This is a genomic window from Nocardia sp. GP40 (assembly GCF_050434125.1).
GTDB lineage: Bacteria > Actinomycetota > Actinomycetes > Mycobacteriales > Mycobacteriaceae > Nocardia > Nocardia albiluteola.
Genome location: NZ_JBNPVW010000012.1, coordinates 92598 through 116997, shown reverse-complemented (window position 1 = coordinate 116997; position 24400 = coordinate 92598). Strand labels below are relative to the sequence as shown.

Sequence of the window (24400 nt, the reverse complement as noted above, 5' to 3'; positions counted from 1 at the left end):
CATGCGCTTTGCCTTCAAAACATCGCCGCAGGAAACCACCTGGGCCGACATGCTCGCGGTCTGGAAGGCCGCCGACGAGATCGACGTCTACGAGTCCGGATGGACCTTCGATCACTTCTACCCGATCTTCTCCGATTCGACCGGCCCGTGCCTCGAGGGCTGGACCACGCTGACCGCGCTCGCGCAGGCCACCACCCGCCTGCGGCTGGGCACGATGGTCACCGGCGTGCACTATCGGCATCCCGCGGTGCTTGCCAATATGGCCGCGGCGCTGGACATCATCTCCGGCGGACGGCTCGAACTGGGCATCGGCGCGGGCTGGAACGAGGAGGAGTCCGGCGCCTACGGCATCGAATTGGGCACCCTCACCGAGCGATTCGACCGCTTCGAAGAGGCGTGCCAGGTGCTGATCGGCCTGTTGTCCCAGGAGACAACCGATTTCGACGGCAAGTACTACCAGTTGAAGGCCGCGCGCAACGAGCCCAAGGGCCCGCAGCGCCCGCATCCGCCCATCGTGATCGGTGGCGGCGGCGAAAAGCGCACCCTGCGCATCACCGCCCGCTACGCCCAGCACTGGAACTTCCCCGGCGGCACCCCCGAGGAGTTCGCCCGCAAGCGTGACGTGCTGGCCGCCCACTGCGCAGACATCGGCCGCGACCCCGCCGAGATCACCCACTCGGTGCAGGGCCGGCTCGACCTGAGCAAGGGGTACGACGCGGTGGTCGAATGGGCCGCGTCCTTCGCCGAGCAGGGCGCGGACCTGGCGGTCGTCTACATCCCCACCCCGCACGACCCCGCCGTGCTGGAGCCGCTGGCCGAGGCGATCCGGGACTCGGGGCTGCTCTCGTCCTAGCGCACCGCCTGGTCCGAGCGGTTCCGATCACCGGGAATGGCTGTCGTCGCGGCGCCGGAATGCGCTTACCGTCGGAATGTCCCCACTACGGGGTGGGGACTACCGACAGCATTTCGGAGGTCCGTGGATGTCGCACGAGGTTGTTCGCCGAGTCGAGGAGGTCGCCCCGCAGCTGGCCGCGGCCTCCGAGGAGACCGAGCGCGGAGGCAAGCTCTCCGACGAGAGCGTCAAACTGGTGCGCCAGGCGGGGGTCATGCGGATGCTGCAGCCCGCCGACTTCGGCGGCTATGCGGCACATCCGCGCGATTTCGCCGAGGCGGTCATGGCGGTGTCGAAGCACTGCGGATCCACGGGCTGGGTCTGCGGTGTGGGCGGCGTGCATCCGTGGGAGATGGCGCTGATGGACCGCAAGCTGCAGGCCGAACTGTGGAGTGAGAACCCGGATTCCTGGATGGCGTCCCCGTACGCCGCCCAGGGCCTCGCCGTGCCGACGGACGGCGGCTACATCGTCAAGGGGCACTGGAACTTCTCCTCCGGCACCGACCACTGCGACTGGGTCGTGCTCGGCGCGATGGTCGCCGACGCCGAGGGCAAGCCCGCGGATCCGCGCAAGGTGATCCACGTGGTGATCCCGCGCAAGGACTACACGATCGTGGACGACTCGTGGGACGTGATCGGCCTGTGCGGCACCGGCAGTAAGGACGTCATCGTCGACGGTGCGTTCATCCCCGAGTACCGCACCATTGATTCCGACGAGGTCGCGCAGGGCGAGCTCGCCGCCGAGCGCGCGGGCCGCACCGAGACGGTGTACCGGCTGCCGTTCTGGGCGATGTTCCCGCTGGGCATCACCTCGGCGGTCATCGGCATCTGCGAGGGCGCGCTCGCCGCGCACCTGGACTACCAGCGCGAGCGGGTCACCGCGATGGGCACCCGGATCAAGGACGATCCCTATGTGCTGTCGGCGATCTCGGAGGCCGCGGCCGATATCGCCGCCTCGCGCACCCAGCTGCTCGACGGCATCAGCCGCGTCTACGACAAGGCCGACGCCGGTCAGGCCATCAGCTTCGAGGACCGCTCGCTGGTGCGCCGCAACCAGGTTCGCTCCGCCTGGCGCGCGGTGAGCGCCGTCGACGAGATCTTCGCCCGCTCCGGCGGCAACGCCGCCCGCAGAACCAATGTGCTGCAGCGCTTCTGGCGCGATGCCCACGTCGGCCTGCAGCATGCCATCCACACCCCCGGCTCGCTGTACCATTCGGTCGCCCTGACCTCCATGGGCGTGGAGCCGGAGGGCGCGCTGCGCGCGATGATCTGATTTCCGTACCGAAAGTGCCGGTCCCCTTCGGAAGTCCGTGGGCGACCGGCACTTTCGCGTTGTCAGTCCGCCGGGTGCGCGCAGCAGTCGTGCGGTGCCTGCTTCGCCTGGTTTCCGGCCTCGCCCTCGTCGATGGCATTCGCGACCCTGCCCAGCCACTCCGAGGCGGTCTCGTCGACCGCGGAGGCGTACTCGTCGTTCCAGTTCCACCACTCGTATGGCGCGGTCTGCGGGTAGCCCTCGGGCGAATCCTCCCAATTCTCCTGGCGGCCCAGGGCCGTCGAATCCAGGTAGCTCCAGGTGTTTCCAAAGTACTCGTCGCCGCGGCGGTTGATGAAGTAGGTGCGGTACACCCGGTCGCCCTCGCGGATGAAGACGTTGGTGCCGTGCCATTCGTCGACGCCGAAGTCCACGTCGAAGTCGTCGGTGATGGTGTACCACGGGATCCTGGACCAGCCCATCCGCGCCTTCACCTTCGCGATCTCGGGTTGCGGTGCGCGCGAGGCGAATACGAGCGTGGTGTCGCGGGCGTTCAGATGCGCGGGATTGCCCACGTGGTCGGCGATCATGGAGCAGCCGCGGCAGGCGTGCTCGGGCCAGCCGACCACGCCGGGCTCGAAGAATGCACGGTAGACGATCAGCTGACGGCGGCCCTGGAACAGCTCCAGCAGGCTCGCCGGGCCCTTGGGACCGTCGAATACGTACTGCTTACCGATCTCCACCCACGGCATCCGGCGGCGCCGGGCGGCCAGCTCGTCGTGGGCCCGCATCACCTCCTTCTCCCGCACCAGCAGCTCGAGGCGCGCGGCCTCCCACTCGTCCTGCGAAACGATCGGTGGTGTCTTCATTCCAGCTCCCTGTCGAGGATGTTCCGCAGCGCATCGAGCGGGCCGTCCCAGTCCCGCGCCAGCGCGGCGAGAAATTGTTGCGCCACTTGCATTGGCGCGGAACACAATCGGTAACGCACCCGGCGCCGCTCCCCCGGTTCCGCGGTCACCAGACCGGCCTCGGACAGTAGCGTCAGATGTTTGGCGATCGCCTGGCGGGTGATCGGCAGCCGGGCCGCCAGGTCGGTCGCCGTGGCGGGCCCGGCGGACGCCAGCGCCGCGAGGATCGCGCGCCGGCTCGGATCCGCCAGGGCCACGAAGACCTGCTCGGCAATCGCCTCCTGGTCAGGCCGCATCGAGGTAGTCGACCAGCTCGCCGAGCTCGCTGGCCCAGCCGCGGGTGTTGCCGTCGAACGCCGTCTTGTGGGCGTCATCGGTGAGTTGCGCGAAGCCGGACTCGACCACGGTCAGGCGCGTGCCCGCCGCCACCGGCTCCAGCGTGAACTCCACGTAGGTGCGGCGCGGATCCCCCTCGGGCAGCCCGTATATATGCCAGGTGAACCCGAACACCCGCGGTTCCTCCACCCGCTCGACCCGCATGTCGGCAGAGAACTCGTTCTCCTTCCACCGCATCCACGCCGTACCACCCGGCCTCAGCTCGATGCCCGCCTCGTTACCGAACCAGCTGCCCAACCCCTCGGCCGTGGTCAGCGCCGCCCACACCCTCGCGGGCGGGTGCGCAAGCTCGATAGTCCGCTCGATCCGATCAGGAAATCCCATCAGCACACCTCCGTAGTAGCAACCTATGGGTTGCAATAGTATTGCAACCCATAGGTTGCGTCAACCCTCGCGGCTACCGCACTACGCCCTGCCGACACTCGCGAGGGTTTCGGCCAGCACCAGCGGGTTCAGGTAGTCGCGATACGAGACGACCAGGCCGTCCCGGACGCGAATGACGGCGATGATCGTCTGATGAAACGGTGCGCCCGTAGGGATTACGGTGCCGTGTGCGTCGTATTCGACGATCACCACCTCCGGGTCGGCGGTCTCGTGGACCACGGTGTTGCGGTACTCCTCGAACCTGACCAGACCCGAGGCCTGGCCGGTCATGAACTCCCGGACGCCTTCCCGGCCCTCTACGCGACCCGGGATGCCCTCCGGCCGATACGGCCATTCGATGTAGCCGTCCGGGGCGAAAAGACTCACAAAGGTTTCGGTGTCCATCTCGCGGCCCGCGCGCAGGATCTGCTCGACGACTTCCCGTGACGTGGCGGTCATGGCCACTCCTCTTTCGTTGAACGAGTGTTGATTGAACAACCGTAGAACGAAATGGCAAGCCGGTCAACGGCCGTAGAATCAATACATGACCGAATCGAGCGGCCGGCCCACCCGGGCGCAGCAGCGCCGGCAGACCGAGCAGCGCATACTCGCCGCGGCGCGGCAGATCTTCGCCGAACGCGGCTACGACCGCACCACGATCCGCGCCGTGGCCTCGGCCGCGGGCGTGGACGCCGGCCTGGTCATGCACTATTTCGGCAGCAAGGACCTGCTCTTCGCGCGCGCTGCCGAGGCGCCCGCCGACGAACTGCCCGGCGGCACCTCAGACCAGGTCGCCGAGGCGCTGCTCACCTCGCTAGGCAGACGCCTGACCGACGAGCCGGCCGGCTCCCTCGCGGTCCTGCGCTCCATGCTCACCAATGCCGACGCCGCCGACCGCTTCCGGGCCGCCGCGGAACCCCAGCTCAACCAGCTCTCCGCAGCGATCCCGACCCCCGACGCCGACCTGCGCGCGAGCCTGCTCAGCGCCATAGTCCACGGCGTGATCGCCGAGCGCTACCTGCTGCGCCTCACCCACCTCGCCGACGCCTCCCCCGAGGCGATCATCGACCTGCTGCGCCCGTGCTTCCAGAGCCTGGCCACACCCCCGGACGGCAGGGAGACCGCCCCCACCCCCGCTCCGTGAGATGCCGGGCCACAACTACGCGGCCACACGTTGCGGCACGCAGAAACGAATATGCCGATCGCCCTTCGGAATCCGCTGGGCGACCGGCACATTCGGTAATTGTGCTCAGTTGACCTGACGACCCTCGCCCCAGTACTTCGCCCGCAGCGCCTTCTTGTCCGGCTTGCCCAGCGGGCTCACCGGGATGGACTCGGCGAACTCCACCGTCTTGGGCGAGTACACCGCCCCCTTACGCTCCTTCACCAGCGCCTGCAGTTCCTCGGCGGGCACGGTCTTGCCGGGACGCAGGACGACGATCGCGGTCACCGATTCGCCCCACTTGTCGTCCGGCACACCGATGACCGCGGCCGCGGCCACCGCCGGATGCGCGGACAGCACGTCCTCCACCTCGCGGGGGAAGACGTTGAAACCGCCCGAGACGATCATGTCCTTCTTGCGGTCCACGATGTACAGGAAGCCCTCGTCGTCCTTGCGGGCCACGTCACCGGTGTGCAGCCAGCCGAATTTCGTTGCCTCCTCGGTCTGTTCGGGCTTGTTCAGGTAGCCCCGCATGACCAGCGGGCCGCGCACGCAGATCTCGCCGGGCTCGCCGTCGGCGACCTCGTTGCCCTCGTCGTCCAGCAGCGCCACGTGTAGCCACGGAACGGGACGGCCGCAGCTGGCCAGCCGCTCGGGCTTGGACAGGTCGTGATCCGCGCGGCGCAGCAGCGAGATCGTCATCGGGCATTCGGCCTGACCGTAGAACTGCACGAAGATCGGCCCGAACCGCTCGATCGCCTCGGCCAGGCGTGCCGGGGAGATGGCCGAGGCGCCGTAGTAGACCGTCTCCAGACTCGACAGGTCGTACTTGTCCAGATCCGGGAAGTCGAGCAGCGCATACAGCATGGTCGGGACCAGCATCGTGGCGGTGATCTTGTACTTTTCGATTGCCGCGCACAACTTTTCGGGGTTGAAGCCGGGCAGCACCACGATCGAGCCGCCCATCATGCTGGTCGGATTCCAGAACGCGCCGCCCGCGTGGCTCAGCGGGGTGCACACGAGAAACCTTGTCTCGCTGGGCCATTCCCATTCGGTCATCTGGATGCGCAGCATCGTGGAGGTGCCGCAGTTGGTCATCTGCACGCCCTTGGGCTTGCCGGTGGTGCCACCGGTGTAGGCGAGGCTGAACACGTCGTCCGGGCCCACCGCGGGCCCCCGCAGGCGCTGGGGTTCGAAGCCCGCCGCGGTGGCCAGCAGATCGGTGCCGGCCTCGGTGGGCCCGAAGGCGACCAGATTCTTCAGGCCCGGCACCCGCGCGGCGAGATCGGCGGCGCGCTGCTCGAAGGTGGCCGGGTCGTAGACGAGGGTGTCGATGCCCGCGTCCTCGAGCACGTAGGCGTGGTCGTCCAGCGAGCCCATCGGATGCAGCGCCATCGACCGGATCCCGGACAGCGCGTTGGCGCCCTGCGCGATCAGCACCTCGGGGCGGTTGGCGGACAGGACCGCGATCGCGTTGCCCCTGCCGATCCCCAGCGACGCGTACGCCTGGGCGAAGCGGCTGATCTGATCGCGCACCTGCGCGTAGGTGAGCTCGGCGTCGCCGACGTACATCGCGGTGCGGTCGGCGTGGCGGTCGAGCGAGCGGATCAGGATGTCCACCGGCAGCGGATCACGGTGCAGGAAATCGTCGTGCTGCGGGATGACAGAGGCCATCGGTCATGAGCCTTTCGCTGAGTAACGAATCACCCTCCAAGTTAGAACACGTTACAAAAATCCGATACCCCACCCGCCGCGGCGGGTGGGAAACGCCGCGCCTACCGGGGCGAAGCGGTCAGCCCAGCCGCACCGGAAGGGCCGCCAGATCGTTCTGAGTCAGCACCGGCAGGTTGTGCAGTTCCGCCGGCGCGACGGCCAGGCTCAGGTCCGGGAAGCGCTCGAACAGCGCGGGCAGCGCGATCGCGGCCTCGAGCCGGGCCAGCGCCGCGCCCGGGCAGATGTGCGGGCCGTAGCCGAAGGTGATGTTGCGGTGCGCGGTCGGCCGGGTGATGTCGAAATCGTCGGCGTCCTCGCCGTGCACGGCGGTGTCGCGGCCGATCGCCCGGTAGGACATCACCACGCCCTCCCCCTTCTCGATCACCATGTCGCCGACCGTGATGTCCTCGGTGGCGAACCGCATCAGCAGATGCACTACCGGGCCGTCCCAGCGCAGCGTCTCCTCGATCACCTGCTTCCACTCGACCTCGCCGGCGCGTACCCGCTTCAGCTGCTCGGGGTGGGTCAGCAGCGCCCGCACCGCGCAGACGATCAGGCTGACTGTGGTCTCGTGCCCGGCCGCGACCAGCGCGCGCAGATTGCCCTCGACCTCCTCCTCGGTCAGCGGCTCGCCGCCCTCGTCGGCCTGGATAAGCGCGGAGGTCAGATCGTCGGTGGGGTTCGCGGTCCTCTCGCGCACCATCGCCGAGAAGTACGCGATCATGTTCTCGATGATGCCCAGGCGCTGCTCCTGCGGGGTCAGCAGCGAGAAGAACGCCTTCCACTGCTCGAGCAGTGTCGGATGGTCCGCGCGATCCACCCCCATCAGCTCGCTGACCACCCGCATCGGCAGCGGATAGGCGAAGACGGACTTCAGGTCCACCACCTCGCCGCCGCTGCCCGCGTCGGCCAGGTCGTCGAGCAGCTCCTTGGTGAACCGTTCGATCATGGGCCGCAACGCTTCCAGGCGCCGCGGCGTCAGCGCCTGGGTGGTCTTGATGCGCAGCCGGCGGTGCTCGGCGCCGTCGACGGTGAACATCGACCGGCCCGCGTCGACCATGCCGATCAGCGGCCACTCCCGGGTGACAGTGCCCGAGGCGTAGAGCGACCACGCGTTGATGTCCTTGACCAGCCGCGGATCCACCAGCAGTTGCCGGGCGATCTGATGGTCGGTGATGGACCAGGCGGGCACGCCGAGCAGGTCGATGCGCGCCACCGGGCCCTCGGCGCGCACGCGGGAGGTCTCCCCGGCCAGATCGCTCATCATCGGATCGATGGCAATGGGACATTTACTGGTCATGGGAACCTCCGACTGCACGAACTGGTGTGAAATGAACCGGGAGAGAGGTCATTCCGCGCAGGAACGGTGAGGGGCGGCGCACCAGGTTCTGCGGCGGCACCGCCAGGTCGATGTCGGGCAGCCGGTCCAGCAGCACCTCGATACCGGTCCGGGCGATGATTTCGGCGATCTGCTGCGCCGGGAACGGGCAACGGTATTCGCCGTGACTGAACGCGAAGTGCGCGCTGTTGCCCGTGTGCGCCGGTTCGGTGTCGTCGACCAGATGCGCACGCACGTGCGGATCCAGATTCGCCGCGCCCAGGCCGAGCAGGAGCATGTCGCCCTCGCGAATCACCTTGTCCGCCAAGCGCGTATCGCGCGTGGCCCACCGCCCGGCCAGGATCTGCGTCGGGCCGTCCTCCCACAGCGCCTCGTTCATCGCCTGCCCGACACTGCGCCGCCCGCCGCCGAACGCCGCGGCGAAACGGTCGTCGGTGAGCATCAGGTGCAGCGAATTGACCAGCCAGTCGGCGGTCGTCAGGTGCCCCGCGGCCAGGATGGCCTGCACGTCGTAGCCGTACTCCTCGTCGCTGAACGGCTCGGGGAACCCGAGCATCGCGCCGATCAGAGTGTCCCCCGGTTCGCCGCGCGCGATCCGCTCCCGCTCGAGCTGCACCTGGGTGTGGCTCAGCTCCACGAACCGCAGATACCCCGCCTGCGCCTCGGCACCGCCGTCGGCGAGGGTCTTCATCGTCCACGCGAGCTCGGGTGTCACCTCGTCCGAGAATCCCATGACCCGCGCCAGGGCCAGCACCGGCAGCGCCACCGCGAATTCCGAAACCAGTTCGGCCTCACCACGACCGCAGAACGCGTCGATCAGGTCGTCGGCCAGATCCTCACAGGTGCGCCGCAATTCGAACGGGTCGACCGCCTCCAGCGCGGGCTCGACCATGTCGACATGGCGCCGGTGCTCCGCGCCCGCGGTGAAGTAGATCGAGGGCATGGGCTGGCCGACCATCGGCAGCAGCGGCCAGTCCGGCGGAATATTGGGCCACTGATTCCACAGGGCCACATTGCGCGGGAACAGATTCGGGTCGCTGGTCACCTGGTGCAGCTCGCGGTAGCCGATCACCAGCCAGGCCGGGATCCCGCCGGGCAACTCGACCGCGACCACGGGCCCGTGGTCGCGGCGCATCTCGTTGTAGAGGTGGTGCGGATCGGTGTGGAACCGCGGACCGCTCAGCGGCACCACCGCGGACTCCCGGTGCACCGGACAGGCGCCGGTGTGCTCGAAGGCGAGGTGGTCGAATCCGGCTTCGGGGCTGGTCATGTCGCGGACTCCTGGCTCGGGACGGCACCGGTGTAGAGGTGCTCGACGAGGGTGATCAGGACCTGCTTGCCGGACGCGCGGGAGCGGGCATCGCAATCCAGCAGCGGCACATGGGGATCCAGATCCAGCGCCGAGCGTACCTCGGCGAGATCGGCGGTATGCCCGAAGTCGTTGCAGGCCACCACGAACGGGGTGTGCTGATATTCCAGGCGATCAATGGCGTACCAGCAGTCGGCGATCCGGTGCGGGTCGACCAGCACGATCGCCCCGAGGGCGCCGGTGAACAGCCGGTCCCACAGGAACCAGAACCGCTCCTGGCCCGGCGCGCCGAACAGGTACAGCACGTGTTCGGCGTCGATGGTGATGCGTCCGAAGTCGAAGGCCACCGTGGTGGTCGACTTGCCCGGGACTCGGCTCGAATCATCCACGCCCACACCGGCATCGGTCATCGTCGCCTCGGTGTCCAGCGGGCGGATCTCGCTCACCGAGCGGACCAGGGTGGTCTTGCCGACCCCGAACCCGCCGACGATGACGATCTTGAGGCCCTGCTGAACGGTGTCCCCCAGCGGTGCGTTCGCGCGGGTGGGCGGTTCAGAGATTACGAAGTCCAACGAGCACCTTCTCGAGGGTGGAGGCATCGGCCGTCCCCGGCCAGCGCGCGCCGGGCGCGGCCTGGCCGAAGGTGGGATGCCGCACGGTGATCCGACCTGCGAGCAGCAGGTCCGACAGCAGGATCGTGGTGATGCCGACCGGCAGCCGCAACTCGGCCGCGATCTCGACTACCGCGGTCGGCGCGCGGCACATGCCCAGGATCGCAACGTGTTCGGACTGCATGCCCGGCACGGGAGCGCATTCGCTGACGACGAGGGTGACCAGGTCGAAGGCGTCCGAATCCGGCCTGCTGCGCCCGCCGGTGAGCGTGTACAGCCGATCGGGCCCCTCGTCCCGGACCGATCTGCTCATCTCCGTATCCACGTGCGGGGCGCGTGAATACGCTCCGCCGACGAGCCGTGCTGCGGATACCTCATGAGATCCCCCCGTTCCGCGGCGCCACCGCCAGGTGGTGCCCGAGCTGCTCGACCAGCTCGGCCATGTTGTGCCCCACCAGACCGGCGTCGGCCTCCTCGGCCGCGACCAGCGCGAGATGGGTGCCCTGCCCGGCCTGGACGATGAACAGAATCCCGCCGTGGAACTCCGTCATCGACTGGCGCACACCGCCTCTGCCGTCGCCGAACTCGACCGAGGCGCCGTGCGAGAGGCTTTGGATGCCCGCGGCGATCGCGGCCAGCTGATCGGCCTTGTCTACGGTCAGCTCGGGCGTGTGCGACATCTTGAGCCCGTCGCTGGACAACAGCAGTGCGTGGCGGGACTGCGGGGTGCGGGCCAGCAGCTGCTCGAGGAGCCAGCCCAGCTGAGCGGGCGCGGATGTCGTCATAGTTCGTTCTCCACGGGTGGGGGCGGGGTGGTGGGCGTGTTCCCGGCCACGGCGTCCAGCCCCGCGACCGCGCGCTGAAAGGCCGCCAGCGCGGAGGGCCGCGAGGGCGCCGCCGGCGTGACGTGCGGGACCACGGGCGGTTCGCCCAGGCCTTCCGGATGGACCGCGGCCAGGGTGCTGCCCCGCCGCCGCCGGGGCAGCGGAGCCTCCGAGGGCTCGTCGCGCGCGACCAGCGCGTGCGAAGACGTGTCGGACCGCGCCGCGGGCAGCTGCCGGAAGTCGTTGTGGGAGGCGGTAATCGACGCGGGGGCAGCCGCCGAGCCGGCGCGCTCGGCCCGCGCGGTCAGATCACGCGGCACCACCACGACCACCGCGGTGCCGCCGATGGCCGAGGGCCGGTACGACACCGTCAGGCCGTGCTTGCGAGCAAGGTGCCCGACCACGGCCAGGCCGAGGCGGGTACCGGTCAGGGAGGATAGATCCGAGCCGCCACGCTCGCCCGCGCCCCGGCCCGACACAGCCTGTTCGGCACGGCGCAGCGCGGATTCGCTCATCACCAGCCCGCTGTCCTCGATGGTGATCACTACACCCGCGGGCACCTCGGCGGCGTAGACGTGCACCTCGGTGGTCGGCGGGGAGAAGTTGCAGGCATTGTCGAGCAGTTCGGCGAGCGCATGCATCACGCCCTCGGCGGCATGCCCCGCGACACCGATATCGGTGATGGCACGCAACCGAATTCGCTGATATCCCGCTACGCGGCCCATCGCCCCGCGCAGGATCGATTCCATCGCAATGGGTTTGGCCCAGCGCCGCCCGGTCCGGGCGCCGCTCAGCACGGCGACGCTGTCGGCGAGGCGCCCGGCCTGGGCCGTGCGGTGATCCAGCGCCAGCAGGTCCGCCAGGACCCTCGGATCGCCGTGCCTGTGCTCCATCTCGCGAAGTTCGGCGAGCATGCTGGTGGTCATCGCCTGCATCCGGCCCGCCGCGCCGGCGAATGCGGCCAGCGCGGAGGAGCGGCGGCCGTCGCTCTGCCGGGCCCGCACCGCCTGCTCGCTCACCGCCTGCTCGGCCACGGCGATGCGCATCGCGGCATCGTCGCCGACCGCGACGAGCCGGGACGTGAGCTCCTCGTGCACCGCGGCCAGCCGGGCCGAGGCCTCCCGATGCACCGCCTCGAGGGTCTGTTCGGCCTGTTCGGCAGCGGTGCGGTAGCGACGCGCCTGCGCGGCGTAATACGCACCCGCGGCGGCGATCACGCACACGACCAGCCCCGCGGCCGAACAGCCGAGCGTCAGCGGCGCGCGCACATCGACCGGCGCGCTGAACACCGCGCCCATCACGGCCACGGCCATCACGACCGCGCATGCCCCGAAGACCGCATAGGCCGAGCGGAGCTCACGCCGGGGCGAATGGGCGGGAAGACCGTCGGGCGGATTCACTGACACGGCCAATTTCTGCACTTCCACCCTAGTAACCGAAAAATCGCGGAAACCGATGCGGCGCGCGCAGCGCGAACTCACCCCGATTACGCAGGCCGACAGCTGGTTTCAACCCGGGCAGAGCATAACCCCATGGACACAGTTGTGCCACCCGAGATGGAGGGATCACATCGGGCTACGACCGAGCATTACTTCCGTTGAATGGAATCATTAACGAAGGCATACCTATTGAAATGTGAACGAGATGTACCCGGGATAGGCGCGCAACAAACTCCGGCGTCCCGGTCATCGGCGTGTCGTCCAGGCGACACGCCGATGCCGCAGCGTCAGGTAGCGACGGTCCGGACAACGCGGCGCCGGCCGCCGGCGATGCCGCGCCGGATTGCCATGGGGCATTCAGGAATTCGCCCGCAAACGAACCGTGCCGACCGGACCGTACGGCGCGCCGGTAGGTCGCGGCGCTCAGCGCGCACCCAGCAGGTGTTCCAGCGCAAGCTGGTCGAGCCGTTCGAAGGCCATGCCACGGCGGCCCGCCTCCTCCGGATCGAACTCCTCGAAGCTGGAGCGGTCCGCCAGCAGCGCGGCCAGGCCGTCGGCGGCGGTGGGAACGGCGAGCTCGTCCAGGCGCGCGGCGCGCAGCGCCTCGCGCACCTCCGGGTCCTCGCGGAACGCGCGCGCCCGCGCGGCCAGGATCAGGTAGTTCCGCATGCAGGCCGCGGCGGCGGTCCACACCCCGTCGAAATCCTCGGTGCGCGCGGGCTTGAAGTCGAAATGCCGCGGGCCCCGGTAGTCGCTGCGCTCGAGCAGGTCGACGAGCCAGAATGCCTGGCGCAGATCGCCCGCGCCGAAACGGAAGTCCTGATCGTATTTCGGGCCGGTCTGACCATTGAGGTCGATATGGAACAGTTTCCCGTGCCACAGCGCCTGCGCGATGCCGTGCGGAAAGTTCAGCCCGGCCATCTGTTCGTGTCCCACTTCGGGATTGAGCCCGAAGCGCTCGGAATTTTCCAGTTCCTCGATGAACGCCAGCGCATGCCCGATGGTGGGCAGCAGAATGTCCCCGCGCGGCTCGTTCGGCTTGGGCTCGATGGCGAAGCGGATGTCGTAGCCCTGCTGCTCGACGTAGGCGGCGAGCAGATCGAACGCCTCCTTCAGCCGATCCAGCGCGACCCGGACATCCTTGGCCGCACCGGATTCCGCGCCCTCGCGCCCACCCCAGGCGACATAGGTGCTCGCGCCCAGCTCCACGGCCAGGTCGATGTTGCGAATGGTCTTGCGCAGTGCGTAGCGGCGCACGTCGCGGTCGTTGGCGGTGAACGCCCCGTCCTTGAACACCGGATGGGTGAACAGATTCGTGGTGGCCATCGGCACCGCCAGGCCGAATTTATCCAGTGCCGCACGGAATCTCGCTATCGTCGCGGCGCGCTGGGCCTCTGTTGCGTCGAACGGGACGAGGTCGTTGTCGTGGAAGGTGATGCCGTACGCGCCCAGCTCGGCCAGGCGCTCGATCGACTCCACCGGGTCCAGCGGCGGGCGGGTCGGGTCGCCGAACGGATCGCGCCCCTGCCAGCCGACGGTCCACAGACCGAAGGTGAACCGATCGGCGGGGGTGGGGGTGAACGGGTCGGTGGTGGCCATGGGCAGCTCCGAACTCTGCGCGGGAATCCCTATTTGTAAACTCGAAAAACAAATATACTGTGCTGGGAGCGGGATGGGAAGGCCGTCCGGGAATCAGGAGCGGAACATGGCTGCGCAGCGGGTCGTCATCGGGGTCGACAGCTCGACCCAGGCCACCAAGGCCGTGGCCGTGGACGCCGAGAGCGGGCAGGTGCTGGGCGAGGGACGCGCGCCGCACACCGTCAGTACCGGCGCGGGCCGCGAGAGCGCCCCCGGGCAGTGGTGGTCGGCGCTGTGCGCGGCGATCGAGCAGACCGGGTATGCCGCACGGGCCGAGGCGCTGTCGATCGGCGGGCAGCAGCACGGCCTGGTCACGCTCGATGCCGCGGGCGATCCGGTCCGCCCGGCGCTGCTGTGGAACGACGTGCGGTCCGCGCCGCAGGCCGCCGCGCTGGTCGACCGGTTCGGGGCGGGGTGGTGGGCCACGCGGATCGGGTCGGTACCCAACGCCTCGTTCACCGCCGCCAAGTGGGCGTGGCTGCGCGAACACGAGCCCCACCATGCCGATCATGTTGCGGCCGTTCGTCTTCCGCACGACTATCTCATCGAGCGACTGACCGGCGAGAGTGTGACCGACCGCGGCGACGTGTCGGGCACGGCGTGGTGGACGCCGTCCGGTTACGACGCCGAGGTGCTCGCGGCCATCGGTCTCGATTCGGCAGCCCTGCCGATCGTCGCGTCGCCGGACCGGGCCGCGGGCCACACGCGCGCCGATATTCCGGTGCGGCAGGGCATTCCGGTCGGCGTCGGCACCGGCGACAATATGGCGGCCGCGCTGGGCCTGGGCCTCGCGCCCGGCACGCCGGTGCTCAGCCTGGGCACCTCCGGCACGGTCTATGCCCGCACCCGCGCCCGGCCGCATGACCCCACGGGCGTCGTCGCCGGATTCGCCGATGCGGGCGCGGACTGGCTGCCCCTGGCCTGCACGCTCAACTGCACTCAGGCGATCGACCGCATCGCCGCATTGCTGAGCCTGGACCGGAACGCTGTCGAGCCGGGCGGCTCGGCCGTGGTACTCCCCTATCTCGACGGGGAACGCACGCCGCAGCTTCCGTTCGCCAGCGGCCTGATGCACGGCCTGCGCCACGACACCACCCCGGGGCAGCTACTCCAGGCCGCGTACGACGGGGCCGTCTATTCTCTGCTCGCCGCACTGGATCTCGTACTCAGCCCTTCGAGCGCAATCGGACTCGCCGCCGCACCATCGGCCGGAGGCGAGGCGCACCGGAGCGCCGGCCCGCCTCGGGCCGATTCGTCGGGGTATCAGTCGAGTCCCGCTTCGCCACAATCGAACCCGGAGACGTCGCCCGATCGCAACACTGCCCGATCGGATGGCGATGTGCCCGCGCACGATCCGGCGACGCCCCTGCTGCTGATCGGCGGCGGCGCGCGCGGAACGGCCTGGCAGCAGACCGTGCTTCGCCTGTCAGGGCGAGCGGTGCAGATCCCGCCCGCGGGGGAACTGGTCGCGCTCGGCGCGGCCGCCCAGGCGGCCGGACTGCTCACCGGCGAGGACCCCTACGCTGTCGCGCGCCGCTGGCGCACGGCCGAAGGCCCACTGCTGGAACCGGTCCCCCGCGACACCGAGGCGCTGGAGCGGATCGCCGCGACACTGCGGGCCGCCCAGCCGCTGCTCGCCGCCGGGGGCGCAGCGTGATCTCGTGGGACCCAGCGCCACCGGGCACGGCGGTACCGCTCGTCGGCGGGGCGCCACCCACCAGCGGAGCGTCGGTCGTCGACGGGGCGCCAGTCGTCGACGATGTCTCACATGTCGATGAGGCGCCGCGGTGACCGAAGCCCCGCCCCGGGCGGCCGCATCCCAGTCCGGTATGCGGCGGCAGAATCTGGCGCTCGTATTGCGCACCGTCGCAACGGATTCGGACCTCTCGCGCGCCGACGTCGCGGGCAAGACCGGGCTCACCCGCGCTGCCGTCTCGAGTCTCGTCGACGAGCTCATCGCCTCGAACCTGCTGCGGGAGGGCCCGATCGCCGCTTCCGGCAGGGCGGGCCGACCGGGGCGGACCCTGGCGCTCAGCGATACCGGGCCCGCCGGGTTCGGGCTGGAGATCGGCGTCGGGCACCTCGGCGCCTGCGTGGTGGACCTGCGCGGCGAGGTGCGCGCGCGGCGTCGCACCGAGGTGCACAACGCGCACCGCGCGCCGGTCGCGGTGGTGCGAGAGCTGGCCGCGCTCGCCGCGGCGGTCCGGACGGACGCCGAGGGCCTGGGCCTGCGTCCGCTGCCGCCCGTCTTGTCGATCCCCGGTCTGCCCGGCCAGCGACCCGGAATCGTCACGCACGCACCGCATCTCGGCTGGCACGAGGTCGCGCTCGGCGAACTCTGGCCGGAACCGGATCTCCCGCGACTGGAGAACGAGGCCAATCTCGGTGCGCTGGCCGAACTCTGGAGCGCGGGAGCGCCGGAGAACTTCCTGCACGTCTCCGCCGAGGCCGGCATCGGCGCGGCCCTGGTCATCGACGGCCGCCTCTACGGCGGCGCCCGCGGCTACGCCGGGGAGCTCGGCCACATGACGGTCCATCCGGACGGCCCCCACTGCCCCTGCGGTTCCCGCGGCTGCCTGGAGCTGTACGCCAATCAGGACGCCGTCCTGCGCGCGGCCGGGCTGCGCGAGGAGCCGGGCAAAGACCCGGTCACGGTGCTCACCGCCAGCGCCCGGGCCGGGCACCGAGACACCACGCGGGCGATCGAACAGGCCGGGGACGCACTCGGTATCGCGCTGGCCGGCGCAATCGGCCTGATCGACCCCGCCGCGGTCGTGCTCGGCGGGGCCTACGCCGACCTGGGGTCCTGGCTGCTGCCCCGCATCCGCCACCAGCTCGAAACCCGCCTCACCGTACGACCTTTCGATGTTCGCACGGTCACCGCCTCTCCCCTGGGCCGCAGCGGGCCGATTCTCGGCGCGGCCCTGCGCGCGGTCCAGGAGGTCCTGCGCGATCCGGGCACCCTCTCCACGAGCTCTCGCAACTCGGCGTAATGCCTTGGCCGCGTGGGGCGGGACCCGGCCTCCCGCGGCCGAGCCCACCAATATCCGCCAGCTTGCGGATAATCGCGGCATCTTGCGCCGGATACGCTGCTGCTCGAACCGAGATCGCTTCCGACTCGCACAAAGACTCCGGAGTTCTGCATGAATTCGATCAGAGCCATTGCCGCCGCCGCCCTGAGCCTCACCGCCTTCGCCGGCGGCGAGGTAGCGCTGGGTTCCGGCACCGCATCGGCCGCCTCGTACAACGGCGCATGCGGTGCGGGTTACGCGGTGATCGATCATCAAGACCTGCTCGGCGGCACCACCTTCCTGACCTACAACAACGGTAACGGGACCAATTGCGTTGTCACCGTGCGGGACCAGCCCGGCGCGCCGATCAACGTGATGGCCGGCATCGGCCTCGACATGAACCATATGCAGGAAGACAACGGCAACTACACCACGTACGCGGGCCCGAAGTACCAGTACGCACCGCACACCTGCATCGAGTGGGAGGGGCGTATCCAGCCGCCCCCGCCGTACCAGGGCGGGAACTTCTTCATCAAGGGCGGCCACTGCCAATAGTGCGGCACCCGGGCCGGCCGCACCGACGCCCCGGGCACCGGCCGGAATGTGGTCCGGTGTGGCGCTCAGCGTAATGCGCTGGCGTGTCTCCCGCCCTCGCCGAGCAGAGCTGGTACATCTTCATCGCCTCGCTCGTCAGCTGGCTTGCCGCACAAGAGAATCCACTCCACCTCGGCGAGGCCGCGCCCCGCTTCGACCTGTTCCTCGACGTCCTGCTGCGCGGCCTGCCCGCCCGGGAGCCGGAGTAGAACACGACCTCACGCTGCCGTCATCGCACCCGCACCTCCCCGGGCGGGGAGCCTGTGGCGCGGCCCACCCGCCGAAGCCATAACGGACCGGGGCCGGAGCGGACAGCACCGCACCGACCCGTCCACGGCCCACCTCCGCAAACCGATGCGATCGACGCGGAACGGCGCGTCGGCCGGACGCGGGGCTGCGGGCCGTTCATGCTGGGCCGAGCCGGTGAATTCTCTCCAGAAAGGCGCGCCCATGCGCATCGTCGCCGATATCCTCGTCGGACTGCTCGCGGCCCTGCACGTCTACATCCTCGTGCTGGAAATGTTCCTGTGGACCACGCCGCGCGGGCGCGCCGCGTTCGGCAGCACCCCGGAATTCGCGGAGCAGACCAAGGTGCTGGCCGCGAATCAGGGCCTGTACAACGGTTTTCTGGCCGCGGGCCTGATCTGGGGACTCATCGCCTCGGATCCGGTCGGGTCCGCCGCGAAGATCTTCTTCGCCGCCTGCGTCGTGGTCGCCGGGTTGTACGGGGGCTTCACCGCCAGTCGCCGCATCCTGCTCGTTCAGGCGCTGCCGGGTGCGATCACACTCATCGCGGCGGCGCTGGCCGCGTAGGCGCGGCGGCTAGTCGATCACCAGGACGAGCTTGCCGCGCACCCCACCGGCCTCGCCGACGCGGTGCGCCTGGGCGACATCGGCCAGCGGGAAGGTTTGTGCGACAGGAAGAACGAAGCGGCCCGACTCGATCAGCTCGCCGATCTCGCCGAGCACATGGGTCGCGCGACCCGAATCCCCGCGACTGAACCGCACCCCGTGTTCCTGGGCGCCCGCGACATCGGCGATCGTCACCACGTGCCCCTTCCCACCGGCGAGCTCGATGAGCTCGGGCAGCACCCCGCTTCCGGCGACGTCCAGCGCGAGATCCACACCCGCGGGCGCAAGTTCCCGAACCCGCGCGGCCATGCCCTCGCCGTAGGCGACGGGCTCCGCACCCAGCGAACGAACAACCTCGTGATTGGCCGGACCGGCGGTGCCGATCACGCGCACGCCGCGGGCCACCGCGAATTGCACCGCGGCACTGCCCACACTGCCGGATGCCCCGTTGACGAGCAGCGTGCCGCCGGCCACGAGGCCGAGCTGATCCAGCGCGCGCATTGCCGTCTCGATGGCCGCTGGAAGCGCTGCGGCGCCGGCGAAGTCGAGCGACGGCGGGATCGGCGCATAGTGCGACAGCACCCCCAGCTCGGCCTGCGCCGACCCATCGGCGGCGAATCCGAATACGCGATCGCCCAGGGCCACATCCCGCACGCCCGCACCGAGCTCGTCGACCACGCCCGCCGCCTCGTACCCGAGGGTCTGCGGGAGTTCCTCGTCCATCAGGCCGCGGCGTTTCTTCCAGTCGCTCGCGTTCACACCGGCCGCGCGCACCGCAATCCGGACCTGCCCGGGGCCCGGATGCGGATCGGGCAGCTCGACGATCTCGAGCACCTCCGGACCCCCGAACCGGCTGAAACGGGCTGCCTGCATTGTCGATTCCCCTCTCGAGCCGCATTCCCGGACGCCGACAGCCTACGGACTGAACGGGTCAGGCTCGGCCCGGGCCGCCTTCCCGAGACGCCCGTTCAGCGCAAGACCGGCCGAAGCGCGTCACGGGTCAGGTCCTCCAGCGCAGGATATCCGTCCACGGCCATGATCAGATCCGCCTCGGCGAGCAGCGAGCGCAGCACGTGCACGATGCCCGCCTCGCCCCCCAGGGCCAGGCCGTAGGCGTAGGGGCGGCCGATGCCGACCGCCGTTGCCCCCAGCGCCAGGGCCTTGATGATGTCGGCGCCGCTGCGGATTCCGGAGTCGAACAACACCGGCAGGCCGTCGGCGGCCTCCACGACGCCCGGCAGTGCGTCCAGGGCGGGCAGGCCGCCATTGGCCTGGCGCCCACCGTGATTCGAGCAGTAGACGCCGTCGACGCCGCCGTCCTTGGCACGGCGCACATCGTCGGGATGGCAGAGGCCCTTCACGATCAGCGGCAGCTTCGTCAGCGAGCGCAGCCATGGCAGGTCCTCCCAGGTGAGCGGGTTGCCGAAGACCTGGATCCAGCGCAGGATGGCCGCCTGCGGATCCTGCTCGGGCGGCGCGGCCAGGCTCGCCCGGAAGACCGGATCGGTGAAGTAGTTGGCGAGGCAGTGCCCGCGCAGCTGCGGGAAATTCCCGGTCGACAGGTCCCGTGGCCGCCAGCCGGTCACCCAGGTGTCGAGCGTGACCACGATGCCCTTGAATCCGGCCTGCTCGGCGCGCTGCACCAGGCTGGCCGCGAGGTCGCGATCGGTCGGGGTGTACAGCTGGAAAAGCCCCGGCGTCGAACCGAATTCGGCCGCAACCTGCTCGAGCGGATCGACCGTCAGCGTGGAGGCCACCATCGGCACTCCGGTGCGGGCCGCGGCGCGGGCGGTGGCCAGATCGCCGTGGCCGTCCTGCGCGCACAGCCCGATCACGCCGACCGGCGCCATGAAGACCGGAGCCGGGAGCGTCGTGCCGAACACCTCGACCGACAGATCGCGCTCCTTGGCCCCGACGAACATCCGCGGAACCAGCCCCCACCGCTCGAAGGCGGTGGCATTCGCGCGCTGGGTGTACTCGTCCCCCGCCCCGCCCGCGACATACGACCACACCGACGGCGGCAGGGCCGCGCGCGCCCGTTCCTCGAGCTCGGCGAACTTCATCGGCAGATCCGGCAAGACCCCGCGCAGGCCGTTGAAATAGATCTCGTTCTGAAAGTCCCCGAAGCTCATGCCGCGCTCTCCTGTTCGCCGGGCCGTCAGGTCCACCGCCCGCTCCGGAGCGCGCGTCTACCGGCACCGCCGAAGCGGACGGCGGAGTGTCACGCATGAGCCTAGCCGCCCAGGCGGCAGACCGATACAAGAATGTATCGACAGTGGCCCGTGCGGGGCCGCCGACCGCTCAGGCGCGGGCGCTTTCGGCTCAGCCGAAGGTCTGCCCCGCGGTCAACCCGCCGTCGACGACGAATTCCGAGCCCGTGCAATAGCTGGATTCCTGACTAGCCAGGAACACGACGAGGTCGCTGACCTCCTCGGGAACACCAAGCCGGCCAACGGTATTCGCGGTGCGATCAATATCCGGCACCTGGCCCGCCATGGCCCCGATCATCGGGGTCGCGATGCCGCCGGGGTGCACCGAGTTCACCCGGACGCCATGCGGGGCCAGTTCCAGCGCGGCGGACTTGGTCAGCCCGCGCACGCCGAACTTGGAGGCGGTGTAGGCGTGCATTCCGGACACGCCCTGCATGCCCGCGGCGGAGGAGATGTTGACGACCGCGGCCGGGCGCGCGGCGACCAGCGCGTCCCGGGCGGCGCTCAGGCCCAGGAAAGGGCCGGTCAGATTCACCGAAAGCACTCGGTCCCACTGCTTTTCGGTGTACGTGCCCAGCGGGCCGCCGTCGAGCAGGCCCGCGTTGTTGACCAGCACGTTGAGCAGGCCGAACCGTTCGACGGTCGCCGACACCGCCGCCGCCCACTCCTCGGCGCTGGTCACGTCGAGGTGCACGTACGCGGCGCGCTCGCCCAGCTCGTCCGCGAGCAGTTTGCCCGCATCGTCGGCGATATCGGCGAGCATCACCGACGCCCCCTCGGCCACGAACGCCCGGGCGTGCGATGCGCCCATTCCCGAGGCCGCGCCGGTGATCAGCGCCACCCGCCCCGCCAAACGTCCTGTCACAGTGCGTTACTCCTGTTGATCATTGATGAATCCATTTCTGCCCGTTGATGTTCCAGACGCCCAGGGACCCGGTCACTCGGTTGTGGTCGGCGCCGCGACCGGCCGTGCCAACCGCAGCACGCAATGGGTCCCGGTATAGATCGTGGGCATGCATTCGTTGCAGTGAATGCACGCCGACCGGGTCGCCGGATCGGACTGAATGCGGCGCAACAGGTCCGGCTCCCGCAGCAGCGCCCGGCCCATGGCCATGAAGTCGAACCCCTCGGCCCGTGCGGTCCGCATGGTGTCCAGATTCGTGATGCCGCCCAACAGGATCAGCGGCATCGACAGCTCGCGCCGGAACTGCCGGGCCCGGTCGAGCAGATAGGCCTCGTGATAGGGATATTCGCGCAGGAATTTCTTGCCCACAACCCGAAATCCCCAGCGCGCCGGAATCGGCAGCGTCTTGGCGAACGAACTACGCGGCGCGTCACCATGAAACAGCAGCATCGGATTGAGCAGTGAACTGCCCGCGGTCAATTCGAGCGCGTCGAGGGCGCCGTCCGCTTCGAGCCAGGCCGCCACCTGCAGCGAGCTCTCCATGGACAGGCCTCCGGGCACGCCGTCGGCCATGTTCAGCTTGGCGGTTACCGCCAGCCGCCCGCCCACCGCCTCGCGCACCGCCCGCGCGATCTCGCGAGTCAGCCGGGCCCGCTTCTCGTCCGAGCCGCCGTACCCGTCGGTGCGCCGGTTCAGCTTCGGGCTCAGGAACGAGCTCGCCAGATAGTTGTGCCCGAAATGGATCTCGACCGCATCGAACCCGGCCCGCTCGGCCAGGCGCGCCGCATCGGCATGGGCGGCAACGAGTTCGGCGAGCTCGGGTTCGCTTGGAACCTTCATCATCCGCATGCCGAGCGGACTGAACATTCGGCTGGGCGCGAGCGCGGGCGCGCGATTCGAGGCGGCATTGGCCACCGGCCCGGCGTGGCCGAGCTGCGCGCTCACCGCCGCCCCCTCGGCATGCACCGCGTCGGTGAGCTCGCGCAGTCCCGGCAGCGCCTCGGGGCGCATCCAGAGCTGATGCCGATCGGTGCGGCCACCCGGCGCCACCGCGCAATACGCCACGGTGGTCATCCCGACGCCGCCCGCGGCGACCTCCCGGTGGAAGGCGATCAGGTCGTCCGTCACCAGGGCGTCCGGTGTGCGGCCCTCGAAGGTGGCGGCCTTGATCACCCTGTTGCGCAGCGTGATCGGCCCCAACGTGGCCGGTGCGAAAATATCGTCGTTCATCTGTCTTCTCCTGTACTGCCGATCAATCCGGCAATCACGAAATCGCGCAGCGTCGCAACGGAATTCGCGGAAAGTTCCGAACCTCGCGCTTCGACCGCGCCGAACCGCATGATGATCAGGTTGAAGGCGAGCAGCAGGCGGCGCCGGCCCTCCTCCGCGTCCGGGCCGGGCAGCAGCCCGTCCCAGGTATCGATCCGGAACCACGGGCGGGTCCAGACCAGCGGGGGCCGCCCCAGCACGAATTGCGCGAGCAGCCGCAGATGCAGCCTGCCCACCGGATCCGCGGCCAGCTCGACGAACGGCTCGATCACCGCGTCGACCACCTCGGGCACCGACGCGCCGCGCGCGGCCAGCACATCGGGCACCGACGCGCCGCGCGCGGCCAGCGCCGTGAGCCGCGCATCCCACAGCTCGCCGAGCCGGTCCTCGAGCAGCGCCGCGACCAGCGCCTCCTTGGAGCCGAAATGGTAGTGCACCGCAGCGGGATTCGCGCCCGCCGCCGCGCAGATGCCACGCACGGACACCTCGTCGTACCGCTCGGTCAGCAGCAGGCGCTCGGCCGCGGCCAACAGCCGCTCCCGCGTGCCCGCCGGGCTCTGAAGCTTCTCGCTGCCACTCGCCATGCGCCCAGTGAAACACACTTCAAACGTTGATTCAATCGTTGATTGAATACCGGCTACCGCGATCTCGGTGGCCGGAACGCGCCCTTACCGCGGACCGACCTCATGCCCTAACGTCCGCAGGGAACGACAATGCCCAGCGAGAAAGGCGGATCCACCACGATGGCCGAACTGACGTACGAGAACACGCTGCGGGAATTGCACACGGACGCGGGAGTGCTGCGGTACCACGAGGCCGGGGACGGGCCGCCGCTGTTGATGCTGCACGGTTCGGGTCCCGGGGTGAGCGGCTGGCGCAACTACCGCGGCAATCTCGCGTTCTTCGCCCAGCGTTTCCGCTGCCTGGTGCTGGAATTCCCCGGATTCGGCGTCAGCGATCCGACCGACGAGCATCCGATGGTGGCCGCACCGGCGGCGGTGCTGCGCTTCCTGAAGGGGCTGGGTCTCGACCAGGTCGACGTGATCGGCAACTCGATGGGCGGGATCGTCGCGGCGAATCTGGCCATCGCGCAGCCGAACCTGTTCCGCCGCATCGTGACCATCGGCGGCGTGGGCCGCAACATCTTCAGCCCCGGCCCCGGCGAGGGCATCAACCTGCTGATGGATTTCACCGACAATCCCTCGCGTGAGGCGCTGGTCAGCTGGCTACACTCGATGGTGTACGACCGCAAGATCGTCACCGAGGAGATGATCGAGGAGCGCTGGGCGCTGGCCACCGAGCCCAAGACGCTGGAATCGGCGCGGCGCATGTACAGCCGCGCGGCCATGACCGCGACCGCAGCGGCCGCCGCGGCCTCGGATCAGCCCCCGTACTGGGCGATGCTGCACAAGATCACCGCGCCGACGCTCGTCACCTGGGGCCGCGACGATCGGGTCAGCCCGGTCGACATGGCGCTGCTGCCGCTGCGCACGCTGCCGCGCGGCGAGATCCACATCTTCCCGAACTGCGGGCACTGGGTGATGATCGAGCAGAAGGCCGCCTGGGAAAGCGCGGTCATGGCGTTCCTCACCCGTCCCGACACCGAATAACGCTGGGACACGGTACTTCTCGTAGGTGACGGCCCGGCCCCGAAATCCGGGGCCGGGCCGTCATCGATGCGGAGCCGTGTTGCCGCGCCGCATCCAGATCCACA

The 24400-nt window shown here is 69.6% G+C and carries 26 protein-coding genes; 9 read left to right on the top strand and 17 right to left on the bottom strand.

The features are described 5' to 3' along the window. Nucleotide 1: 1 nt before the first annotated feature. Both ABH933_RS31510 and ABH933_RS31505 read left to right on the top strand, forming a co-directional pair. On the top strand, nt 2-853 hold the full coding sequence (locus ABH933_RS31510; protein WP_429423336.1) for an LLM class F420-dependent oxidoreductase: 852 nt from the start codon (nt 2-4) through the stop codon (nt 851-853). A 127-nt stretch (nt 854-980) separates the two neighbouring features. Further along, on the top strand, nt 981-2165 hold the full coding sequence (locus ABH933_RS31505) for an acyl-CoA dehydrogenase family protein (protein WP_429423335.1): 1185 nt from the start codon (nt 981-983) through the stop codon (nt 2163-2165). A 62-nt stretch (nt 2166-2227) separates the two neighbouring features. On the opposite strand, the gene ABH933_RS31500 is transcribed toward ABH933_RS31505, so the two are convergent. The 4 genes from ABH933_RS31500 to ABH933_RS31485 form a co-directional block, all read right to left on the bottom strand. Next, on the bottom strand, nt 2228-3013 hold the full coding sequence (locus tag ABH933_RS31500; protein WP_429423334.1) for a DUF899 domain-containing protein: 786 nt from the start codon (nt 3011-3013) through the stop codon (nt 2228-2230). After that, nucleotides 3010-3348, bottom strand: a complete 339-nt coding sequence (locus tag ABH933_RS31495) for an ArsR/SmtB family transcription factor (protein WP_215916781.1) — start codon at nt 3346-3348, stop codon at nt 3010-3012. Before ABH933_RS31495 ends, ABH933_RS31500 begins: the two co-directional genes overlap by 4 nt. Then, nucleotides 3338-3772, bottom strand: coding sequence for an SRPBCC domain-containing protein (locus tag ABH933_RS31490; protein WP_429423333.1), 435 nt, complete (start codon nt 3770-3772; stop codon nt 3338-3340). The genes ABH933_RS31495 and ABH933_RS31490 overlap by 11 nt, the downstream gene beginning before the upstream one ends. Nucleotides 3773-3853: 81 nt before the next feature. Further along, a complete protein-coding gene (locus ABH933_RS31485; RefSeq protein ID WP_429423484.1) occupies nt 3854-4276 on the bottom strand; it encodes a nuclear transport factor 2 family protein in 423 nt (140 codons plus the stop codon). Nucleotides 4277-4355: 79 nt separating this feature from the next. Between ABH933_RS31485 and ABH933_RS31480 the strand changes: the two genes are divergently transcribed. Further along, nucleotides 4356-4955 (top strand): TetR/AcrR family transcriptional regulator, encoded by a 600-nt coding sequence (locus ABH933_RS31480; RefSeq protein ID WP_429423332.1) that lies wholly within the window; start codon nt 4356-4358, stop codon nt 4953-4955. 105 nt (nt 4956-5060) lie between these two features. Here ABH933_RS31480 and ABH933_RS31475 read toward each other — a convergent pair whose 3' ends face one another. From ABH933_RS31475 to xylA, 8 genes are all read right to left on the bottom strand, one after another. Next, on the bottom strand, nt 5061-6647 hold the full coding sequence (locus ABH933_RS31475) for an AMP-binding protein (RefSeq protein ID WP_429423331.1): 1587 nt from the start codon (nt 6645-6647) through the stop codon (nt 5061-5063). A 118-nt stretch (nt 6648-6765) separates the two neighbouring features. Next, nucleotides 6766-7986, bottom strand: a complete 1221-nt coding sequence (locus tag ABH933_RS31470) for a cytochrome P450 family protein (protein ID WP_429423330.1) — start codon at nt 7984-7986, stop codon at nt 6766-6768. Further along, complete coding sequence (locus tag ABH933_RS31465; protein WP_429423328.1) at nt 7976-9295, bottom strand: cytochrome P450; 1320 nt, start codon at nt 9293-9295, stop codon at nt 7976-7978. The genes ABH933_RS31470 and ABH933_RS31465 overlap by 11 nt, the downstream gene beginning before the upstream one ends. Further along, nucleotides 9292-9906 (bottom strand): GTP-binding protein, encoded by a 615-nt coding sequence (locus ABH933_RS31460; protein WP_429423327.1) that lies wholly within the window; start codon nt 9904-9906, stop codon nt 9292-9294. Before ABH933_RS31460 ends, ABH933_RS31465 begins: the two co-directional genes overlap by 4 nt. Further along, on the bottom strand, nt 9887-10258 hold the full coding sequence (locus ABH933_RS31455; protein ID WP_215916774.1) for a DUF742 domain-containing protein: 372 nt from the start codon (nt 10256-10258) through the stop codon (nt 9887-9889). Before ABH933_RS31455 ends, ABH933_RS31460 begins: the two co-directional genes overlap by 20 nt. Nucleotides 10259-10319: 61 nt before the next feature. Next, a complete protein-coding gene (locus ABH933_RS31450; protein ID WP_215916773.1) occupies nt 10320-10730 on the bottom strand; it encodes a roadblock/LC7 domain-containing protein in 411 nt (136 codons plus the stop codon). Next, nucleotides 10727-12175, bottom strand: a complete 1449-nt coding sequence (locus ABH933_RS31445) for a sensor histidine kinase (protein ID WP_429423326.1) — start codon at nt 12173-12175, stop codon at nt 10727-10729. The genes ABH933_RS31450 and ABH933_RS31445 overlap by 4 nt, the downstream gene beginning before the upstream one ends. Nucleotides 12176-12631: 456 nt before the next feature. Continuing rightward, nucleotides 12632-13807 (bottom strand): xylose isomerase, encoded by a 1176-nt coding sequence (gene xylA, locus ABH933_RS31440; protein ID WP_215916772.1) that lies wholly within the window; start codon nt 13805-13807, stop codon nt 12632-12634. A gap of 106 nt (nt 13808-13913) precedes the next feature. Here xylA and ABH933_RS31435 point away from each other — a divergent pair, with 106 nt between their 5' ends. The 5 genes from ABH933_RS31435 to ABH933_RS31415 all read left to right on the top strand — a co-directional run bounded on the left by ABH933_RS31435 (nt 13914) and on the right by ABH933_RS31415 (nt 18264). Further along, nucleotides 13914-15503 carry an FGGY family carbohydrate kinase gene (locus ABH933_RS31435; protein WP_429423325.1) on the top strand — a complete coding sequence of 530 codons (1590 nt, stop codon included), beginning with the start codon at nt 13914-13916 and terminating at the stop codon, nt 15501-15503. A gap of 130 nt (nt 15504-15633) precedes the next feature. After that, nucleotides 15634-16839, top strand: coding sequence for an ROK family protein (locus ABH933_RS31430; RefSeq protein WP_429423324.1), 1206 nt, complete (start codon nt 15634-15636; stop codon nt 16837-16839). Nucleotides 16840-16989: 150 nt separating this feature from the next. Continuing rightward, entirely contained in the window at nt 16990-17412 is a 423-nt protein-coding gene (locus tag ABH933_RS31425; protein ID WP_429423323.1) for a hypothetical protein, read from the top strand. Between the two features lie 83 nt (nt 17413-17495). Further along, entirely contained in the window at nt 17496-17660 is a 165-nt protein-coding gene (locus tag ABH933_RS31420) for a hypothetical protein (RefSeq protein WP_429423322.1), read from the top strand. A 241-nt stretch (nt 17661-17901) separates the two neighbouring features. Next, nucleotides 17902-18264: a DUF1304 domain-containing protein gene (locus tag ABH933_RS31415; RefSeq protein ID WP_215916766.1), complete on the top strand. Its 363-nt coding sequence runs from the start codon at nt 17902-17904 to the stop codon at nt 18262-18264. Between the two features lie 9 nt (nt 18265-18273). Here the strand turns inward: ABH933_RS31415 and ABH933_RS31410 are convergent, their stop codons facing one another. The 5 genes from ABH933_RS31410 to ABH933_RS31390 form a co-directional block, all read right to left on the bottom strand. Beyond that, nucleotides 18274-19176 carry an NADP-dependent oxidoreductase gene (locus ABH933_RS31410; protein ID WP_429423321.1) on the bottom strand — a complete coding sequence of 301 codons (903 nt, stop codon included), beginning with the start codon at nt 19174-19176 and terminating at the stop codon, nt 18274-18276. Between the two features lie 95 nt (nt 19177-19271). Then, on the bottom strand, nt 19272-20435 hold the full coding sequence (locus ABH933_RS31405) for a lactate 2-monooxygenase (protein WP_429423320.1): 1164 nt from the start codon (nt 20433-20435) through the stop codon (nt 19272-19274). A 190-nt stretch (nt 20436-20625) separates the two neighbouring features. Continuing rightward, entirely contained in the window at nt 20626-21378 is a 753-nt protein-coding gene (locus ABH933_RS31400; RefSeq protein ID WP_215916763.1) for a glucose 1-dehydrogenase, read from the bottom strand. A 72-nt stretch (nt 21379-21450) separates the two neighbouring features. Then, complete coding sequence (locus tag ABH933_RS31395) at nt 21451-22647, bottom strand: NADH:flavin oxidoreductase (protein ID WP_429423319.1); 1197 nt, start codon at nt 22645-22647, stop codon at nt 21451-21453. Then, a complete protein-coding gene (locus ABH933_RS31390) occupies nt 22644-23270 on the bottom strand; it encodes a TetR family transcriptional regulator (protein ID WP_429423318.1) in 627 nt (208 codons plus the stop codon). The genes ABH933_RS31395 and ABH933_RS31390 overlap by 4 nt, the downstream gene beginning before the upstream one ends. 159 nt (nt 23271-23429) lie before the next feature. Here ABH933_RS31390 and ABH933_RS31385 point away from each other — a divergent pair, with 159 nt between their 5' ends. Next, the gene (locus ABH933_RS31385; RefSeq protein ID WP_429423483.1) at nt 23430-24296 is read left to right on the top strand and encodes an alpha/beta fold hydrolase; all 867 of its coding nucleotides are present in this window, start codon (nt 23430-23432) and stop codon (nt 24294-24296) included. Nucleotides 24297-24400 lie beyond the last annotated feature (104 nt).

Excerpts from the sequence above, each read along its gene's own strand:
- ABH933_RS31455 (WP_215916774.1), bottom strand. The coding sequence starts at position 10,258 with ATGAGCAGATCGGTCCGGGACGAGGGGCCCGATCGGCTGTACACGCTC.
- ABH933_RS31395 (WP_429423319.1), bottom strand. The coding sequence starts at position 22,647 with ATGAACGACGATATTTTCGCACCGGCCACGTTGGGGCCGATCACGCTG.
- ABH933_RS31435 (WP_429423325.1), top strand. The coding sequence starts at position 13,914 with ATGGCTGCGCAGCGGGTCGTCATCGGGGTCGACAGCTCGACCCAGGCC.
- ABH933_RS31450 (WP_215916773.1), bottom strand. The coding sequence starts at position 10,730 with ATGACGACATCCGCGCCCGCTCAGCTGGGCTGGCTCCTCGAGCAGCTG.
- ABH933_RS31405 (WP_429423320.1), bottom strand. The coding sequence starts at position 20,435 with ATGAGCTTCGGGGACTTTCAGAACGAGATCTATTTCAACGGCCTGCGC.
- ABH933_RS31510 (WP_429423336.1), top strand. The coding sequence starts at position 2 with ATGCGCTTTGCCTTCAAAACATCGCCGCAGGAAACCACCTGGGCCGAC.
- ABH933_RS31425 (WP_429423323.1), top strand. The coding sequence starts at position 16,990 with ATGAATTCGATCAGAGCCATTGCCGCCGCCGCCCTGAGCCTCACCGCC.
- ABH933_RS31470 (WP_429423330.1), bottom strand. The coding sequence starts at position 7,986 with ATGACCAGTAAATGTCCCATTGCCATCGATCCGATGATGAGCGATCTG.
- ABH933_RS31475 (WP_429423331.1), bottom strand. The coding sequence starts at position 6,647 with ATGGCCTCTGTCATCCCGCAGCACGACGATTTCCTGCACCGTGATCCG.
- ABH933_RS31505 (WP_429423335.1), top strand. The coding sequence starts at position 981 with ATGTCGCACGAGGTTGTTCGCCGAGTCGAGGAGGTCGCCCCGCAGCTG.
- ABH933_RS31415 (WP_215916766.1), top strand. The coding sequence starts at position 17,902 with ATGCGCATCGTCGCCGATATCCTCGTCGGACTGCTCGCGGCCCTGCAC.
- ABH933_RS31390 (WP_429423318.1), bottom strand. The coding sequence starts at position 23,270 with ATGGCGAGTGGCAGCGAGAAGCTTCAGAGCCCGGCGGGCACGCGGGAG.
- ABH933_RS31465 (WP_429423328.1), bottom strand. The coding sequence starts at position 9,295 with ATGACCAGCCCCGAAGCCGGATTCGACCACCTCGCCTTCGAGCACACC.
- ABH933_RS31385 (WP_429423483.1), top strand. The coding sequence starts at position 23,430 with ATGGCCGAACTGACGTACGAGAACACGCTGCGGGAATTGCACACGGAC.
- ABH933_RS31410 (WP_429423321.1), bottom strand. The coding sequence starts at position 19,176 with ATGCAGGCAGCCCGTTTCAGCCGGTTCGGGGGTCCGGAGGTGCTCGAG.
- ABH933_RS31490 (WP_429423333.1), bottom strand. The coding sequence starts at position 3,772 with ATGGGATTTCCTGATCGGATCGAGCGGACTATCGAGCTTGCGCACCCG.
- ABH933_RS31480 (WP_429423332.1), top strand. The coding sequence starts at position 4,356 with ATGACCGAATCGAGCGGCCGGCCCACCCGGGCGCAGCAGCGCCGGCAG.
- ABH933_RS31500 (WP_429423334.1), bottom strand. The coding sequence starts at position 3,013 with ATGAAGACACCACCGATCGTTTCGCAGGACGAGTGGGAGGCCGCGCGC.
- xylA (WP_215916772.1), bottom strand. The coding sequence starts at position 13,807 with ATGGCCACCACCGACCCGTTCACCCCCACCCCCGCCGATCGGTTCACC.
- ABH933_RS31495 (WP_215916781.1), bottom strand. The coding sequence starts at position 3,348 with ATGCGGCCTGACCAGGAGGCGATTGCCGAGCAGGTCTTCGTGGCCCTG.